Annotated in this window: 11 protein-coding genes; all 11 read right to left on the bottom strand. The window is 41.2% G+C overall.

The window, feature by feature from the left end:
- Nucleotides 1–273: 273 nt before the first annotated feature.
- The 11 genes from ACFE6N_RS22770 to ACFE6N_RS22720 all read right to left on the bottom strand — a co-directional run bounded on the left by ACFE6N_RS22770 (nucleotide 274) and on the right by ACFE6N_RS22720 (nucleotide 18,978).
- Entirely contained in the window at nucleotides 274–2,235 is a 1,962-nt protein-coding gene (locus tag ACFE6N_RS22770) for a hypothetical protein (protein WP_378940140.1), read from the bottom strand.
- 11 nt (nucleotides 2,236–2,246) lie between these two features.
- Nucleotides 2,247–3,650 (bottom strand): DUF1080 domain-containing protein, encoded by a 1,404-nt coding sequence (locus ACFE6N_RS22765; protein ID WP_378940139.1) that lies wholly within the window; start codon nucleotides 3,648–3,650, stop codon nucleotides 2,247–2,249.
- A gap of 141 nt (nucleotides 3,651–3,791) precedes the next feature.
- A complete protein-coding gene (locus ACFE6N_RS22760; RefSeq protein ID WP_378940138.1) occupies nucleotides 3,792–6,080 on the bottom strand; it encodes a GH92 family glycosyl hydrolase in 2,289 nt (762 codons plus the stop codon).
- Nucleotides 6,081–6,118: 38 nt separating this feature from the next.
- Entirely contained in the window at nucleotides 6,119–6,790 is a 672-nt protein-coding gene (locus tag ACFE6N_RS22755; protein ID WP_378940137.1) for a basic secretory protein-like protein, read from the bottom strand.
- Nucleotides 6,791–7,217: 427 nt separating this feature from the next.
- Nucleotides 7,218–8,198, bottom strand: a complete 981-nt coding sequence (locus tag ACFE6N_RS22750) for a basic secretory protein-like protein (RefSeq protein WP_378940136.1) — start codon at nucleotides 8,196–8,198, stop codon at nucleotides 7,218–7,220.
- A gap of 60 nt (nucleotides 8,199–8,258) precedes the next feature.
- Nucleotides 8,259–9,230, bottom strand: a complete 972-nt coding sequence (locus tag ACFE6N_RS22745; RefSeq protein WP_378940135.1) for a hypothetical protein — start codon at nucleotides 9,228–9,230, stop codon at nucleotides 8,259–8,261.
- Nucleotides 9,231–9,289: 59 nt separating this feature from the next.
- The gene (locus ACFE6N_RS22740) at nucleotides 9,290–11,116 is read right to left on the bottom strand and encodes a RagB/SusD family nutrient uptake outer membrane protein (protein WP_378940134.1); all 1,827 of its coding nucleotides are present in this window, start codon (nucleotides 11,114–11,116) and stop codon (nucleotides 9,290–9,292) included.
- Between the two features lie 10 nt (nucleotides 11,117–11,126).
- Nucleotides 11,127–14,330, bottom strand: coding sequence for a SusC/RagA family TonB-linked outer membrane protein (locus tag ACFE6N_RS22735; RefSeq protein WP_378940133.1), 3,204 nt, complete (start codon nucleotides 14,328–14,330; stop codon nucleotides 11,127–11,129).
- A 124-nt stretch (nucleotides 14,331–14,454) separates the two neighbouring features.
- On the bottom strand, nucleotides 14,455–15,015 hold the full coding sequence (locus tag ACFE6N_RS22730) for a discoidin domain-containing protein (RefSeq protein WP_378940132.1): 561 nt from the start codon (nucleotides 15,013–15,015) through the stop codon (nucleotides 14,455–14,457).
- Between the two features lie 753 nt (nucleotides 15,016–15,768).
- The gene (locus ACFE6N_RS22725; protein ID WP_378940131.1) at nucleotides 15,769–16,644 is read right to left on the bottom strand and encodes an ROK family protein; all 876 of its coding nucleotides are present in this window, start codon (nucleotides 16,642–16,644) and stop codon (nucleotides 15,769–15,771) included.
- A gap of 66 nt (nucleotides 16,645–16,710) precedes the next feature.
- On the bottom strand, nucleotides 16,711–18,978 hold the full coding sequence (locus tag ACFE6N_RS22720; RefSeq protein WP_378940130.1) for a GH92 family glycosyl hydrolase: 2,268 nt from the start codon (nucleotides 18,976–18,978) through the stop codon (nucleotides 16,711–16,713).
- Nucleotides 18,979–19,306 lie beyond the last annotated feature (328 nt).

Raw genomic sequence — 19,306 nt, 5'->3', positions numbered from 1 at the left:
AATGACCTGAAGTATCGTCATTTCGACCGCAGTGGAGAAATCTTTTAAACTAGGTTTTAATAATTCGGTTAAAAAGATCTCTCCATTTCGCTATGCTACAGTCGAGATGACGATTTTTTCTGTGATTTTGTCAATGGTAGCATAGCAAAGGATCTTTTATTGCAAATGACCCTGAAATAAATTTAGGGTGACAATTTCCTGTATAGATTTATAGTAATTTTTCATCATAAAAAAACGGCTGGCATTTCTACCAACCGTTTCCTAACAATCAACTTATTTATTTAAAGAATTTATCCAGGCTGCAATTTTCAAAGCTTCGGCTTTGGTTACCTGCGGCATTGGCGGCATTTCTGTTGAATAACCCGGCCAGTTTTGCGGTTGCGGATTGTGGATCAACTGAAATATTTTTTCCGGTGAATATTTACGTTTTGCAATTTCTACGAATGGCGGACCAATCTGTCTTTTGGTTTGATTATGGCAAGCCAGGCAGGTATTTTTAGTTAATAAACCTTCAACTTCTTTAAAAGTAGGCGCTTTGGCGGTAGCCGCAGGCTTTGCCGGAGTTGAAGTCCCTTTAGCTTCAGGCGCTTTACCTGTTGTTGCCTTTGGCACAGCAGTTTTTTTGGCAGGCGTATTGACAGGCGTTGCTGAGTTTTTGGTACTCACCTCGTTGGCAGAAAGTTTATTTCCATCAGGAATCTGGTTCAAAGTATAGTAAGCTACCGGATGGATCAGCGAATAAAAACCATCCTGCGAACGGATACCATCTAATGTTAAAGTATGGATATAATATTGGCGGAGGTTCTGTACAATAATCCTGGCCTTTAAACCATCTGCTGAAACCTTAACACCGGAGATCTTTAATTTCTCGGTATTTACCGGAGGCGAGCCGTATACCGGGTGATATTTATAAATAAAGCTTTCTGCGTTGTAAGACGCCAGATCTTCGGCCGATTTACGGTCAACAGGCATCGTAAACTCCACTTCAAAACCATCAGGCATTGCCCTTACGGCTTTCATTTCAAAAGGAGTTTTATTGTTGTACACCAATCTTTCCAAACCTTCATTGGCATCACCTGCTGATCCCCAACCACGATTGGTTTCGCCAACAAATAGTGAACCATCAGTACCCCATTCCAATCTTAATACACCTGAACGGAAACCCTTGCGGAACAAAAAGGCAGCGCCTTGTTCTTCACCCTTAACGGTTTCCATAAAAATCCTCGAAATGATGCTCATCCCCTGGTCACCAACCAAAATCTGGCCAGCAAACGGCCCGAATGTATTGGCAGGTATTTTAACAGGCTCTGCAGATGAAATACCGAGAATACCATAAGGCAACCAAACCGATGGCAATCTCAGTTCAGGAAATACTTTTTTCATTTCAAACAAAGTTTTAAATGATTCATTTACCCTGTTTTCCGGTTTAATGTATCTTCCCTGTTCATTTTTGATTCTACGCTCGTCTATCTGCGAGTAAAAGAAATCTGATTGCAGTTTAACCGGAGAATTTGTCAAATTGGTCCACCTTAAACTTGCAGGGTGTCCCATAAAATCTCCCTTGTTCACTTTCCATAAACCGCCAGAACCTACCCAGTCACCCTGATTTTCGGTATAATAAAACTGACCATCGATACTGCCAATACCGGCTGGAGAGCGGAAACCTGCAGCATAAGGCATCATTTTACCATCTTCGGTAATATTCATTGCCCAACCACGCATAGGTACCCGGCTTTCAGCACGCCACCATTCTTCGTCGCCAAAGGCAACATTTGCGGTAACCATAAAGCTGCCATCAGGCATTATTTTCGGGCCGAAACTATATTCGTGATAGTGCCCGCTTAAAGGCCAGGCATAAACAGTTTCATAAACATCGGCTTTGCCATCCTGGTCTTTATCTACTAATTTGGTTAATTCGCCACGTTGCGCTACATAGATTGCCCCATTTTTATAGGCAATACCTAAAATTTCGTGCAAGCCATAGGCAAATCTGCGCCAATAAGGTTTTGCACTGGTAGGATTTTCAACAATGTACACTTCTCCCCTACGGGTTGAAATGCCTAAATCACCGTTTGGCAGGGTAACCAACCCTCCCACTTCCAGGATCGGGCCTTCGGGTACACGTACTTTGTTTATCCTGAAAAAATCTTCTTCTTTCGGTGTTTCTTGCGCAAAAACTGTGGTAAAGCTAAAACTTAACGCCAGTAATGCTAATTTTTTAAATGTATTTCTCATGATGATCACGACTAAAACAAAATGCTATAATTCAACTTACTTCCAATGGGTGCAATGATTTCCCATTTACCACCAACATTTCTAACTACCGGCTTTGCAGCTCCTTCGCCAAGCTGTATATAATATGCTTTATCGTCAATTAAATACAAGCCTTTACCAGCCTCTTCAATGTTTGAAGCAGTAGCTAAAAGGAAATACAGGTCTTTCGAAGATTTATCCACCGTAATCTCCCTGCTTAAACCTTGTCCGTTTTCCATCACTTTAACCGCATCGGTAACATTTGTGCCGTTAATCATATATTTAAACTCCGGACGGTCTTGTTTATCCATTACATAACCCTTTGTTCTGAAACCTGTACCAGCCGTATCGGTAACCCAACTGGCCTGGTCGTTTGCCAGCTTTGAAATCGCCAGAACAGGCTTTTTAGTAAAACGGGTAACACTGCCCAGAGCGCGTGAGGTTCCGTTTCCACGGCCATCCCACATTGGTGTAGCATCGATAAAATCACCGTGCCATCCCTGTAAAAGGGTACCATTATCCAAATCGTAGCTGAAGGCCACTTTTTCAGGTCCGCCTACCGAAATAGCATGTACAGAACGTACTCCTGGCGCAACGTCTACAAAACTTCTGATCATATTGTTGCTTGCTGCCTCAATATATATCGGATCTGCACCACCATTTTGGTTTGGTCTTGCCATTTCAGATATCTCGGTGATCTGGATATTTCTGAAAGCTACAGAACCGTGATCGCCTTGCAGGCGTAAAGGTCCTTTTGCTTTTTCAGCGCCCGCAGCACCTCTGGTTGCACCAAATAATTCAACATTTTCATGAATCAGCACACCGTTGAGTTCTGCACTGATGATCTTGGCATTTTTTGTTTTTTTGCCTGTAGCATCAAATTGTGGTGCCTGGAAGATGATTTTGATGTGCTGCCATAAACCCGGGGCCTTGCTTGCATTCTGACGGGGAGCAACACCACCAAATCCTTTTTCGGCTTCTGGTTTGCTATCATCCCAGCGCTGATAAATCCCACCATTATTTGAAGAACTTGGGTTTCTAATCCCCCAGGCATCGTCAATCTGGATTTCATAGTTACCCTGAAGATAAATACCTGAATTTGTTCCTTTTGCCGTTAAATAATCCAGTTCTACTACTACATCACCATATTCATTAATGGTGTATAAATCCGATCCCGCTTTTTTTGCTGTAGACTGGTTAACTAAAATCCCTTCACCTTTGGTAGTTTTTAAAACGTTTTCGGCGTTTAAATCGGCAATCACGTTTTGTGCCAGCGACCATGAATTGGAAGGGTTTTTAAAGGCTGAAAGATCTTTGAGATCAATACGCTGGCCAAATGCCAACAGGGTTCCGCAAAGCCAGAACATGGCTGTAAAACCCGTCTTTGAGATGTTCATATATTTTGGTTTATTAGTTTTAGCCATATTGAGACTAATTATTACTTTGGAAATGAGATGGAATCATTAAGTATAAACTAAACCTGTCTTTGGATAGGTTCAGGATAACAGTCTCTTTAGTGATACCATCTTTACCTTTCTTTATTTTTCTGTTGATAACGAATAAGGGAAATCAGCTGGATTTGAACCTCTCGTTTTATTGGGTGTTGCCGTCATGTTGAAGTTGAGCACCGCGCCTTTCTGCATACCACTATGGCTGATCCAGTTTTTAGAATACGCCTTACCATTCATCTGCAACGATTGAACATAACGGTTGTTATCGCTATTGGCTGGTGCGTTAATCACCACTGTTTTACCGTTTTCTAAAGTGATGGTTACCTTTTTAAATAAAGGGGCACCCAAAACATATTGGTCAACCGCCGGTGTTACCGGGTAGAAACCCATTGCTGAGAATACATACCAGGCAGAGGTTTGCCCGTTATCTTCATCCCCACAATAGCCATCTGGCGTAGCTTTATACATTCTGTTCATGGTTTCGCGCACCCAATATTGAGTTTTATAAGGGGCACCGCCGTAGTTATACAGGTAAATCATGTGCTGGATCGGTTGGTTACCATGTGCGTATTGGCCCATGTTTGCAATCTGCATTTCACGGATTTCGTGAATTACCCCGCCGTAAGCGCTTTCATCAAATACCGGAGGCATTGAAAACACCGAATCTAACTTGGTTACAAATTTATTGTGGCCACCCATTAGTTTGGCCAAACCATCAATATCCTGGAAAACCGACCAGGTATAGTGCCAACTGTTCCCCTCGGTAAATGCACCGCCCCATTTAAAAGGGCTAAACGGACTTTGGAAAGTACCATCCTGGTTTTTTCCACGCATTAAGCCCGAAGCCGGATCGAAAAGATTTTTGTAGTTCATGGCTCTTTTCTTATAAATATCAATTTCAGAGGCTGGTTTACCCAAAGCTCTTCCCAATTGGTAAATGGTAAAGTCATCATAAGCGTACTCTAATGTTTTAGCTGCATTTTCATTCTTTTTCACATCAAAAGGTACATAACCCAATTCGTTATAATACTTAACCCCGTCACGGCCAACGGCTTCCATCGGGCCTTCGTTATTGGCGCCATGTTTTACGGCCTGCCATAAGGTTTCGATATCGTAACCGCGCATGCCCTTAATATAAGCATCAGACACTACCGATGCGGAGTTGTTACCTACCATAATGTTGGCATAACCCGGGCTGCTCCATTCCGGCAACCAACCACCTTCTTTATAATCGTTGATCAGGCCTTGCTGCATCTCTTTGTTAATAGATGGATAAACCAGGTTCAGGAAAGGGTATAATGCCCTGAACGTATCCCAGAAACCTGTGCCAGCAAACATATAACCTGGCAAAATCTGTCCGTTGTATGGACTCCAGTGTACAATCTGATTTTGCGCATCAATTTCGTATAATTTATTCGGGAAGAACAAGGTGCGGTACATCGCAGAATAAAATGTGCGGGTTTGATCAATCGTACCGCCCTCAACCGCAATTTTGCTTAAGGTTTTGTTCCAGGTTGCCCTGCCTTTTGCTTTTGTGGCATCGAAACCATCATTGGCCAGCTCTCTTTTCAGGTTTAAATCGGCCTGCTCAAAGCTGATAAATGAAGAAGCCACTTTTGCAATAACCTGTTCGCCTTTTTGTGTAGCAAAACCGATAACGGCACCAGCATGATCAACCGTTAATTCCAAATCTTTTTCGTTAAGTTTTTTATCATCCCAGGTTTTGGCCAGTTTGAAATCCTTGTTGAAATAGATTACAAAATAATTTTTGAAATTTTTAGGTAGTGGCCCACGTGCATATTTAGTGGTATAACCTATTATTTTCCTTTCAGCAGGTATAATTTTAATGTAGGAGCCTTTGTTCTGTGCATCTACCACCACGTAAGCGCTATCTGTTTTAGGAAAAGTAAACCTAAACTGGGCAGCGCGTTCTGTAGGGGTAATTTCGGTCGTCACATCTGCATCTGCCAGATAAACACTGTAATAATACGGCTTGGCCACTTCAGCTTTATGGCTGAACCAGCTGGCACGCTCATCCTCACTGAATTTCAACTTACCCGTAACCGGCATCATCGAAAAAGCCCCGTAATCGTTCATCCATGGCGAAGGCTGGTGTGTTTGTTTAAAACCGCGGATTTTGTCGGCATCATAAACATATGCCCATCCGTCACCATTTTTACCGGTTTGCGGTGTCCACATGTTCATTCCCCAGGGCAAACCGATAGCCGGGTAGGTATTTCCGTTAGATAGTGCTGGCTTAGATGCCGTTCCCATTAGCGGGTTTATCCAATCTACCGGATCTGTAATTTTGCCTATTGTTTGTGCGAAACCGGTTGATGCCGCAACACTCAATAAGGCGATAAATAATCGTTTCATTTGTTGTTTGTGTTTTTTTATATGCTTGTAATTATTTTTTAAACTTCAGAATTTTTAACATAATCTGCCCAAAGTGCATCTAAATCTTTACCTGTTAACCTGGTCCAGATCTCTTTGGTGTAAGTATGGTCTCTTAAAGAAGCATCAACCGCTTTAATAGTACCTGGCTTTACGCTTTTTTCGATCCATGCAAAAAATGCTGCGGTAATGCGGTAACTGTTTTTATAGGCATGATCTGGCTTCAAAGCCGGCAGCGACCATTTGGCACCCGCGTTATCTACACCGAATTTGTAACGCGCATAATCTGCAATCCCTTCTGTTAACCATCCCGGGCCCACGCTTCGTCCATAATCCTGCACAATGTGCATCACCTCATGGGTAACCACATCGATATCTTCGGGATGTTTGATCATCCACATCGAACTGAAGGTTACTTTACCATCTGCAGTTGCGGCAACACCTTTATAAGCCGTATCGACAAAAAACTTTACTTCTTTAATGGTAGAAGGATTGTATTCTTTAGCCAGCTTTGGATAAACTTCAAAAAATGTTTTGATCAGGCGTTTTTTTAATTGAGGATCAAGTTCCTTGAAATTGCTTTCAAACGATAAGGTATAACCGTTTTTCTTAGTAATCTCCTGCGCTGTTGCCTGCAATGCTAAAGCAGATACCAGCATAACGAAAACCGAAAGAATTGATATTTTTTTCATGTATGGTGAATATTGGTGTTTTGGTTAGCGTTTAGTTCTGCAAATTAAATATTTTATGTAAAACGTTTTAGTAAATGATCAAAAATTTTACTTTAATGATGGTTATTTTTACAAAGGCTCTTGAAAAATTAAGTTTTTACAGAGAAGTCAGGTTTATTTGCCTATTGCCTTTAAACCTGACTTCTCCATAAAATAAACCCTGGCAGGAATCCGGGGATGAAAATACGCTGAAAAATTTGTAAGTTCCTGAAAAATGAAGTGGGCTCGACATTAGCTAATTCCTCAACAAGTCTAAATTTACCTTAAGAGAAATCCTCCCTTTCTTCGATGCTTAAGTTGATGACGGATTTTCCGTAAGTTATCCTCACTTTGGTAGAAAAAGAATCTTAGCCTCCATTTATTCCGGTAGAGAAGAAAACTTTAAACCTTATTTTTTGCTGCTATAAGTAAGGCTTACTTTTTGGGGTTCTTTACTATAATCTGCCCAAAGCTGATTTAAGTCTTTTCCGGTTAAAGCTGTCCAGGATTGTTCCGTATATTCGTGAGCCCTTAATTGCTGATCTAATGCAGCAACCAATCCTGGTTTAACATTTTGCTCCAACCAGGCGAAAAAGCGTGCGGTAATCCGATAGCTGTTGGTATAATGTTGTTTTGCATTGTAGGCCGGCAAGTTCCATTTAGAGCCTACATTATCTACGCCATATTTATAGCGCACATAATCGGCAATACCTTCTGTTAGCCAAACCGGACCCGCGCTGTAGCCGTATCCCTGTACAATATGCATGGTTTCGTGTGTTACCACATCAATATCGGTTGGATGCGCTTTCATATAACCTGCGCTGAACAGAATCCTGTTACCACTGGCCTCAGCTACGGCTTTATAAGCAGTATCAACCACAAAAAGTACATCATGTGTAGATTTTTGGTTAAATGTTTTTACCAGTGTAGGGTAAATTTCAAAATAGGTAGAAATTAAGTTTTTTCTAACCGCTGGGTCGAGGTTAGGATCTTTGCTGATGAAAGTTAGTGTATATCCTTTGTGTTTTTCTTTACTGTATGAGACCCAGTTTTTAGCCAGTGCGGTGAAAAGTTCTTTCTCGATCTTCCTTTGCGATTTGTTTTTAACCCATTCGCTGTTTACTTTAATTTCGCCAGCTTTGGCATAAATTGTCGGCGTTTCATCAGTTACAAAATCCAGTATTACGTTTCTTTTTGTCCTGTAGCCATCTGCCTGGGCAAAACCGGGATAAACATTGATAAAAGCGGCCTTTAGCTTGGCATCTAAAGCGGCATTAGTAGCGCTGTCCTTATCGTTGATGACAATTTTATAGCCTCGTTCTCTGTTTTGGGCAGAAGCAACAACCGCCGAGCATGATACTAATGCGAAGATTAAAATTTTTTTGACCATTTGTTTTATTGTGATAAATAGAACGATTCAGGCTGTTGCCCAATCTGTCCTGATTATAGGTTAATAAGTGATATTCGGAAAATCGGTTTTGGCTTTAATTAACATTGGCGCCCAGTCGGCACCTTTTTCGTCTTTTGGTCCAAAGGCGGTTAATGCCAATGGTGCTAAATCGGCTTTGGCTGCACCGCTCCAAAAGTGGATAAATTCACCAAAATTCATTTTTCTGGTATATTGCTGGTAGCTTTTGCCCTTTACCGTAATATTCTGTCTTGGAAATTCTTGCGATAGGAGGGTAAAAAAGCCGTTCAATACCTTTGTTTTACCATAGTTTTCGTAAATCGGTAGAAACCAGTTTTTAAACCATTGCGTACCAGCCCTTGGATAACTGTCAGTTGTAGTCATCATTTTATTCATCCACCGTTGTGCATCGGCTGGTCTGTTTAAGCCTAAATACACATCGTACTGATAAATTTCCATCCATTTACTATCGTGCCAAATATCAAAAGCAGGCGACTCTTTTACTCCCTTCGATGCGCCTTCTACGATGTGGCCAATCTCATGGGTAGATAAGTCGATGTCGTTATCTACACCTGTAATCCAGGCATTTAAATCATTGGAACCGCAATCTGTAACATTACGGTAATCGTGGCCGGCATCAAGATAGGTACCCGGATGACCGCCTCCATATTTACCCGCGTGATAAATGACGAACAAGCGGCTGTCATCGCCAAACTTACCATAAACTTTTTTGGTATAATTCCAGGCATCAGCCATGTAGGTTTTCGGCCAGGTAACAGCTGGCTTCACATCACCGTCATAATAAACAACTACGCTGGTGTCATAAGCTACACGGTTTAATAGTTGCACGTGTTCGAACCAATGTTCCTTCCAGGTTTTGGGCGGCGCATCAGGTGGGTCAACTGCTTCTACAATTGGTGGTGCTGGTTTCGCCGCCTCTACAGGTTCCTTTTTGCTGTTGCAGGCCAGTAGTAAAACTACTGCAGTTGCTGATAATGTGAAAATATTTTTCATTGCGTGGCTATTGAGAGATGAAAAAAGCACCGGGTAAAGTACCCGGTGCTATATTTGTTTTACCAACCTGTATTTTGTACAAGTAAAGGCACTTTTTGAATTTCGCCTGCTGGTATTGGCCATAAGTAGTGCTTCTTTTGGAAAACCCTATTTTCGGTTACTACAGGTGTGAAAAATCCAGGTGCATTTTGAGTAATATTTAAACCTCTGATCTGCGTATCGGTAGTTTCTGCAATTTTCCATTCCCTGGTATAAAAATAGCGGTCCAGTTCAAAAGCTAACTCTACACGTCGCTCTCTGCGGATGGCATCTTTCATATCTGCCGGGATAGGTAAACCACCACTTCCATAAACCGGAATACCTGCTCTGGTGCGGATCCTGTTTAAGTAAATCAAAATATCAGGATCAGACGGATTCGACTCTTGTAATGCCTCGATATAATCCAAATAAATTTCTGCCAGTCTGATTACGGTAAAAATTGATCTGCCATTTGTCCAGCCCGCTACCGTTAAATGTTTTCTGGAGGTATAGCCTGTTTTGGTATAGTCATTATTCGCGATAGCGGCTTTGCCTGCATTACCGTTAAATTCAAAACTGGTAACAATATTAGATGAAGGATTGATCCATTTACGCCCGGTATAAGTGATGTCGGCATAAAAACGTGGTTCGCGGTTAACGTACATATTGCTAATCGTTCTCGAAACACCCTGGTCGTTTGGGTCTGGTGCCTGAAAATTAGAAGTTCCGTTAGCGGTATAGCTTGGGTCGTTCTCGATAGGTAAGCCGTTTGCAGTAAAAAAGGCATCCACCAACTGCTGAGATGGCGATAAGAAGGAACCGCCTTTATCACCACCTGAGGCACCATTGTGGTTTGGCGCTAAAGAATACTGGTAAAAAGTAACATCTCCCCCTCTACCGAAAATGATCTCAGAATTCCAGCCATTTAAAAATACATCCCTGGTAGCAATAAATGCCCGGTTAAAAGCTGTATTCGGTAAACCAGCCGGTGTTGAGGGTACTGAATACAGTGCGTAGTTGGAATAGTTAGGGTTGTTTAAAAAAGCCTTCGCTGCTGTAGCCAATCTGGTCCATTTTGCCACGCTATAAGTTTGATTGATCAATTGTTTGCCATCCTGATTTTTGAGATTGGCGTAATCCGTATTTCCATTAAATAATGGACGGGCGGCGGTCAACAAAGCTTTAATTTTGTAAGCATCGGCTACTGAAGCCGTAATGTGACCATAATCTTCATTAGCCTGTGGTGTTGCAGGCAAACGAGAACTGGTGGCTTCGAGTTCACTCACGATGTAGTCAATACACTCATCCATTGAGTTACGGGGTTTACTAATGGCTTGTAGCGGCGCATCTGACGCAATTGGGTCATTACCCAATAATACAACAGGTCCGTACTGTCTAACGAGATGATAATAATAAATAGCCCTTAAAGCCCTTGCCTCATTGTAATAACGGTTTACAATATCGATACCGCCAATGTTACAATCTGTACACCTGCTCACATTTGCCATAAAAGAACTTGCAGCCTGTATACCACGGTAATAACTTTGCCAGTGGTAATTTACCTGACCGCTGGTAGCATCCCAGGCACCGGAATTTACGTTTTCAGTAAAGTTTGGCAAAGTATAATCAGCCTCATCAGAAGCGGCTGTCCAAGGTCCGATATTTCCTGACCCGGAAGCCGAACGGTCTTGATTTTGATCTGGTAATGTAGAATAAACGTTAGCCAGTGCCAGATCAACAGTAGCTTTTTTCTCGTACATCTGATCGAAAGTTAACCTGTCATCAGGTACCTGATTTAAAAATTTCTTACAGCCATAATTACCAATTACCAGTAATACACCAGCTGTATATGTCAATATCTTTTTCATTCTTCTTATTTTAAAAATTAGCGGTTAAACCTAAAGAATAGTTAGAGGTTAACGGATACCTTGTACCGTTGTTGGTTAATAATTCAGGATCCCAAAGCTTGAATTTGCTGATGGTAAATACATTGTAACCTGTAGCATATACCCTTAAACGTTTAACGCCAAGGGATTTGATTCCATTTTTTAATGTGTAACCTAAATCTGCATTTTTTAGCCTCAAGAAACTGATATCACGTTTCCACCAGGTACTCGACTGATAGTTATTGTTGTTGGTACCGCCATAAGATAAACGTGGATAAACGGCGTCCTGACGTGGGTTGGTTGTGGTCCAGCGATCGGCAGCTACAGCCAACATATTACCTAAACCACCAGAATAGGCAAAGGATGGAATGTTTAATAGGATGTCTGCGTTATCCTGCCCCTGGAAGAATAAACCGAAGTCGAAGTTTTTGTAGGTTAAAGAGAAACCAAAACCATAGGTGGTACTTGGAACATCTCCCCTGCCAATAATGGTCTGGTCAAAAGAATCGATTTTACCATCACCGTTTAAATCTTTATACTTGATATCACCCGGCATCAAAGTACCAAACTGGGTTGGGCTCGCATTGATTTCTGCCTGGCTATCAAATAATTTTTCTGCAATGTAACCTACACGTGTCGCAGCTAAAACATTGTAACCGCGTTGCTCCATCCATGGGTATGGTTTTGGTGCCTGATCATTTTCGATTACCTTGTCTTTATTGAAAGTGAAGTTTGCCCTCAGATTAAGTGACCAATCTTTACCAAACTGCGCATCGTACTGTATAGTACCATCAATTCCTTTATTTTCTACAATACCCAGGTTACCAATTGGCGTATTGGCCAAACCGATGTAGTTTGGTACAGTTCCCCTCTGGATAAATTGGTCTGTTCTTCTTTCTTTAAAGAAATCGACAATTAACGATAGGTTGTTATTGAACGTTTTTAACTCGAAGCCTAGATCCTGTTTGCGCGTTTCGGCCCAGGTTACGTCTACTCCATAGGCAGTTACGCCTAAACCATTATACCCAATATTTCCGGTCTGGCCAAAAGTATAACCACTTGCGCCACCTACTTTTGTTAAGTAATAAAAACGGTCGCCTTCGGCACCAGCATAGCCCGAGCCACTGGCCCCACTACCCACAATACCATCAGAATAGCGGAATTTAACCATCTGAAAAGTATTTTTAAGTGGCTCGAAAAATTTCTCGCTTGATAACAACCATCCAATACCCAATGCAGGGAAGAAACCATAACGTTTATCAGGTGCAAAGTTTTCAGAACCATTATAGCCCATATTAAACTCAAAGAAATATTTATTGTCGTAAGCATAAGTGGCGCGACTGGCAACCCCTTGTAAACGATAAGGAAGAGATAACGTTAGGTTTCCGGCAAATGGCGTACTGTTATCGTTTTGGTTATATAATAATAAACCCGAAACAGCATGTTTACCAAAGGTACGGTTATAATTGATGGCCGCCTCGAAATACATTTTTTTGTCACCGCCATTGCTGATCCCATAATTTAGGAAATCCTGTCCCTGGAGAACCAATCCGTATTTGTAACCCGACGCAGGGTTATTTGCCAAAATATAAGGATCGTTGGGGTTGATCCTGTAAATGGTTTCCCTTTTGGTTCTCGCTATCGCGTTGTTGTTGTTCACATCAAATGAGAACATAGAAGTAACCGACAAACCCGGGGTCAATTCTTTTAAATCCTGTGTCAAACGTAAATTTGAATATAATTGGTTGCTGTATCCTGTTCTATATCCATTTCTGGTCACATCGCCATAAGGATTACGTTGATCGGCCTGTGGACTGATACCAGGTAAACTTCCATTTGGATAAAGTACCGGGAATGAAGTTGGATTGATCAAAAAAGCCTGACTGAAGATATCCTGGGCGCCGAGATTACTCGGAAAATTGCTCTGCGACAGAATCCCTTTAATACCCAAATCCAGTTTGGTGGTACCCGTAACATCCCAATTTAAGTTTGTGCTCACATTGTAGCGACTAAAGCTTTGTTTAACAGCAGAATTTACCGCTTCGTCTGTTTTAAACAAACCATCTTCACCATAGTAACCTAATGAAACGTAATACTTAGCATTACTAACACCACCCGATAGGTTGGCTGTTCCCGATCTGTTATGGCCAAAATCGTTATAAATGGCGTCAAACCAGTTTACGTTTGGATAAAGGATCGGATCGGTACCTGCAGCTGTTTTTTGAATGGCATCAATAGAATATGCCGGTGTAAATGCACCTGCTGCGCCACCGCGTAAATAATCAGAATACTTCGCCTCATTGGCTAAGTTCATGTAATCTACACCGTCAATCAATTTTGGCCTTTTCGTGAAACGGCTCACCCCTTCATAGTACTCAACGTTAATTCTTGGCGTACCGATTTTACCTTGTTTGGTGTTGATAAGAATTACGCCGTTTGCACCACGGATACCATATACCGCTGTTGCTGCAGCGTCTTTTAGTACCGTGAAATTCTCCACATCATATACACTGATATCGTTTAGGTTACGGTTAGGTACACCATCAATAATAATAAGCGGTCCCCTGTCTCCAGAGTTAAGTGAAGATATACCGCGGATAAAAATATCCGATCCGGTTGCACCTGGTTCACCATTCCGTGAAACGTTAACCACTCCGGGGATACGGCCTGCCAATAACTGGCTCATACTGGAAACCGGTTGCTTTAATTCGTCAGCTTTTACTGATGATTGTGCACCAACCAAACTTTCCTTTTTCTGCGTACCGAAACCCACAATGGCTACCTCCTGTAAATTGGCGCCAACAGTTTCCTTTAAACGGATATCCAATACCGTTTGTGTACCCACGGTGATCTCTTTCGAGTCGTAACCAACATAAGTAATGATCAAAACAGCATTCTGATCAGGAACGGTAATGGTAAATGCTCCATTTACGTCTGCAGCAGCACTTGTGGAACTTCCTTTAACTTTAACCCCTGCACCTGGCAATGGCGCACCGGTTTCATCTTTAATGATACCGCGGATTACGATATCAGCCTTGGTTTGATTCACTGCAGCCGAACTGTTTATATTAATGGCCGAAGCGCTGGCCTTTGCACAAAAACCAGTGCTTAAGGCCAATGCAAAAGCGATAGCTTTAAAAGCACAATGTTTAAGCCTGAGCCTGGCCCCAGTTAAATTTGTATTTTTCTTCATCATAAAATTAGTTTGTTGTAAACAGATTACTGTTATTTGGTCTATTGATCAGGTGAAATGGATTCTCTGGTCTACCGCTTAGGCCGGTAGAAGATATTGGTATGTCTTATTTCAAAGGCCGGGCAAATTACTGTTGCTCTTCAGGCACTTCAATTACACGCCACTCGGATAACTGGAATAAAGAACCGCCGTTATTCGCCGTAATACTTAGCCTGTATAATTTATACAGCACTTTGTTTTTAAAATTGTATGTTTTAGTCGTGTTACGGCCCGAAAAAGTCTCGCCAGTCCGGGTATCCAGGTCTACCCAGGTATTTCCATCTGTAGAACCGCTTAATCTCCAGTTTTTCGGATCCCGGTCTGGCGCATCATTGCCCGAAGTTAAAGTGTAAGATGCTACCTGTTGAGCTGAAGGGAAAGCTAACTGCAGGTAAAGGCTTGATTGATAAGGGTTGATCAGAAATTTTGAATTGATATCATTATCAACCACTTTTAAAGATCCTTCAGCGCCTGAAGCACCGCCCGAATTTTCGACATTAACCGAAAGTGCCGCCTTTGCGGTTACATCTACCTTTGCTTTCCAGGTAAAAAGATCCACTGCCGGGTATTCTTCTTTACCACATCCAAGAATTAAAGCTAGGGCAAAGCAGAGCCCAACAGCTTTCCTGGTCATTTTTAAAAGATTCATAATAGTTTGATTATAGTTTGTTGTTTTTTAAAATGTGCTATATCTATTTGATTGATCAGAAATTAATCGGTTTTAAAAAAAGTAAATGATCAGCTGTTCAGCAACCTTTTTTGCCCGTGGCACATACCCGTGTAAATTGACTGGTGTTAATCATAAACGGCATATTTTGGCCAAACGATTCAGGTTGCTTTAAGCATCAGCCTCTTTCTGTTACGAATAAAAACTAATATTGCCTATAGCCATAAGCTGGTTTAATGAGTTTTTTGGTCATGATGAGTAATGGTTTGGTTGGTTGATTGGTTGGTTAAGCGGTAGAATTTGACGTATTAGCATGTAAAATTTATCTCATTTAAGCTCCTCCTTATTTTTAATGAATAAATAGTTATTTCGGCTAAACTAAAACGTTTTAGTTTTTGAACATAAAAAAAAGCCCCAATCTGACAGATTAACACTTTGTTTTTTCCTGGCCCTTACTAAAATACTTAAACAATTCAAGACTAAAACGTTTTATTAAACAATAATAAGCATATTCTTAATAAATTAAAAAATTATTTATTTTTTTTGGAAACTTATTGGGAACGGTTATTTCGCTGAGACAATTGGAAATTACCGTAATAAACAAATATCTTTTTTAAGATATCGTTTTCTTTAAAACAGGAATAAAGGAAAATTGAATTTAACTACAGAATTAGCATTAAAATCTAATCCTGTAGTCTAAAATAAGTATGGGACCGTGTAACCATCCAAAAAATATCAGGTTAAGCTTAAATCGCAGCAGCTTGCAGCACCAATTAATGCCGCATGCTCTTTCAGTTCTGAAATTTTGATTTCAGCATCTACACCATTTCCCTTAAGCGTTGCCGTCAATTCTGGTGCAAATGCACTAAAAGACTGTGCAATGTTCCCCCCAACAATCACGGTATTTATCTTGTACTTCCTGATCACAGGGATCAGGAACTGGGCAAGGTTATAGCCAAATTCCATAAATACCATCGTTGCAAAATGATTACTTTCTACCATTCCCACCAGTTCCTTAACACCTTCTACCTCTTCACCGCTCAATTGCTTAAAACGTTTTACGAACCAGCGCGTAGATAAGTAGTCTTCAGCAATTCCATCCAAAAAAGGAGAATTCCATAAGTCTGCATCATAGGCCTTATCATTTAAACAAAGTGAAGATCCGAGTCCGGTTCCCAAGGTCAGGCCCAATACGTTCACATTTCCTTTGGCAGCCCCCGCAAAAACCTCTCCCTGTAAAAAACCGGCCGCATCGTTTATAAAATGGATATTTTCCAGGGCAATGTCCAATCTTTTCGCAAGTTCTTCTTTCACATTAACCTGATAAAGCGATTTAAACTTATCCTGGTCTTTGATCAAGGAGATTCCCTCTTTATAATTAAAGGGTCCCGGCATGGCTATGCCTACATTCCTGCTGCCATTTTTTATTTCCCGGAAAGCTTTATTGATAATATCGCACCATGCCGACAAAATCACTTCCTTATTCTCCTGTGAATTCACAGGGCTACGCTTGATAGAATTTTCCATTAAGGTTCTAGTTTCCAAATCTACCAATGCGGCTGTAATATGCGAGCCGCCAATATCTACACCTAATGCAACAGGCTTTTCCATTCTATATATATTTCTGTTCTCTTCTTTATCAATTTAACTAATTCGGCAAAAGTAGTCATTCATTATCTATTTACTAATTGAAAATGGCTTATCTTCTTCCAATATCCCCCTATTTAACGAAGGTTTAACATTCATTTCCAATTTTAGCAGGCCACCTTTTAATAAATCGCTGTGATTTAAAAAGTTTTTGGTATAATTTTCGCCATTTAAGCTTGCCGATTTTATATAAACACGATTAACATCGTTTGCCGGCGCTTCAATGATAAATTTTTTACCGTTTTCCAGGTGAATGGTTGTTTTTTTGAATACCGGGCTGCCTAAAACATATTCACCAGATCCAGGGGTTACACTATAAAAGCCTAAAGCGCTTAATACGTACCATGAAGAGGTTTGCCCCTGGTCTTCATCTCCCGGATAACCGTTTTCTGTAGCATCATAAAGTTTACGCATCACCTCACGGGCATGAAATTGCGCTTTCCAGGGTTGATTGGCATAGTTGTATAAATAAACCATATGCTGTATGGGTTGATTGCCATGTGCATATTGTCCCATGTTCGCCATTACCATTTCAGTCATTTCGTGGATCATCCCACCATAAGAGCCTACATTTACCGTATTGGGCTGGCTGAAAACAGAATCCAGCTTCGAAACAAAATGATTATTTCCACCCATCAGGTTGATTAAACCTTTGGTATCCTGAAAAACTGACCATTGCCAATGCCAGGCATTGCCTTCTGTAAACGGGCCTCCCCATTCGGTTGGATCAAAATCCGGCGACCATTTGCCCTCCGCATTTTTTCCCCGCATAAAACGTGTAGAAGGATCGTAAACATTTTTATAGTTAAACATGGGTTTCTCAAAAACCTCCATGTAATGTTTATCGCCGGTCATTTTGGCTAAGGCATAGGCACAATAATCATCGTAGGCATACTCCAGTGTTTTTGCGGTAGCTTCTCTGTATTTTGGATAAGGAACATATCCCAATTGGTTATACTCGGTTACCCCATCTCTGCCATTAGCCGGACCCCATGGCCCCTTGTTCATGGCTTCATGGTAATAGGCTGCCAAAGCCTTTTTAGGATCGAATGTCCTGATCCCTTTTGCCCAGGCATCGGCAAACAGCGAAATGGCATGGTTACCGATCATACTCCCGGCTTCGCTGGGAAAAGACCAGGAGGGCAGCCAACCGCATTGCGCGTAAGCATCAAGCATGGCTTGCATATAACGGCCATGCATTTCTGGTTGTACCAAGGTATTTAGCGGAAACTGGGCTCGGAAAGTATCCCAAAAACCCGTATCGGTAAACATGTAACCATCATGCACTTTACCATCGTAAGGACTAAAATAATAAGGTTTGCCGGATTCGTTAATTTCATAAAATTTCCTGGAAAACAAACTTGCCCTGAAAAAGCAAGAATAAAAAGTTTCCATGTCCGCTTTAGATCCCCCTTCAACTTCTATCTTACCCAGCGATTTATTCCAAACTGCCGCTGCACGGGCTTTTGTATCTTCCAGCGTTTTATCATTTCCCAGTTCTCTTTTTAAATTGAGTTCTGCCTGTTTTAAACTGATGTAAGAAGAAGCTGTTTTTACCTGAACTTTTACACCCGGTTCAAACTCTACAAAGGCGCCCTTACCAAAGCCTTCTGCAGAAACAGAATCTTTTGAAATGGTATTCCGTTTATTTTCCCAGGTACCATAAGCTTTAACTGGCTGATCAAACTGAATGACAAAATAACTTTTCCAGCCTTTTTTAAAGCCTTCACCATTGTTTACCCAACCGGTTATCTTGTTTTCTTTTGGCAAAATCTGAACGCCGCTGAGTCTGGTATAGCCGTCTAAAATCAAAAAGCTTCTTTTGCTTTTTGGGTAACTGAACCTTAGGTGTGCACCTCGCTCTGATGGTGAAATTTCGGTGGTGATATCGTTTTCAAATCTTACCTTGTAATAGTTTGGCTTTGCAACCTCATCCTGGTGACTAAATTTAGCTTCGCGCTTATCTTCGTTTACCTCCAGTTCATCAACCATGGGCATTAAAGAGAATACCGCATAGTCTCTTGTCCATGAGCTGCACTGGTGCGCCTGCTGAAAGCCCCTTATTTTATCTTTAAAGTATTGGTACTTCCAGCCATCGCCATTTTTACCGGTTTGGGGTGTCCACGTATGCATGCCAAACGGCAGTGCCGTTGTTGGGTAAGTGTTGCCCCGGGTAAGTTCGTGTTTAGAATTGGTACCCTGCAGGGTGTTTACATATTGAACCCAGTTTTTCTGCTGCGCCAACAAACCTTTGGTAGCGAGGCCGCATAAAATGGATATGATTAATTTAAATTTCATTTGTGTGTTTGGTTTTCTTTGCCTGGCCAATTAACCTTTATCTCCCTTGCCTTTCACCAGCCGCATTGATCATTATAACCTGACCGGAAGATTGATATAAGCGTGATATCAGATTAATGAACAAGCAAGCCCGATATCTTTGACTTCTACAATTAAAAAATAACGAGGTTTAACTAAAGGAGAACTTTTTCATAACTAATATTTGGTCATGTCCACATATAAATCGTTTTACTAAACCTCATCTATTAATTCCAAATTTCAGGGAAAGAAAAACCGTTAAATTTATCGCTGGTTTAACGGGATGATGTTTGTTTGGTATCGATTTAAC

The sequence above is a fragment of the Pedobacter sp. BG31 genome, assembly GCF_042464845.1.
In the GTDB taxonomy this organism is placed as follows: domain Bacteria; phylum Bacteroidota; class Bacteroidia; order Sphingobacteriales; family Sphingobacteriaceae; genus Pedobacter; species Pedobacter suwonensis.
Note: the sequence above shows the minus strand (reverse complement) of the source record. Positions and strands in the feature narration are given on the sequence as shown.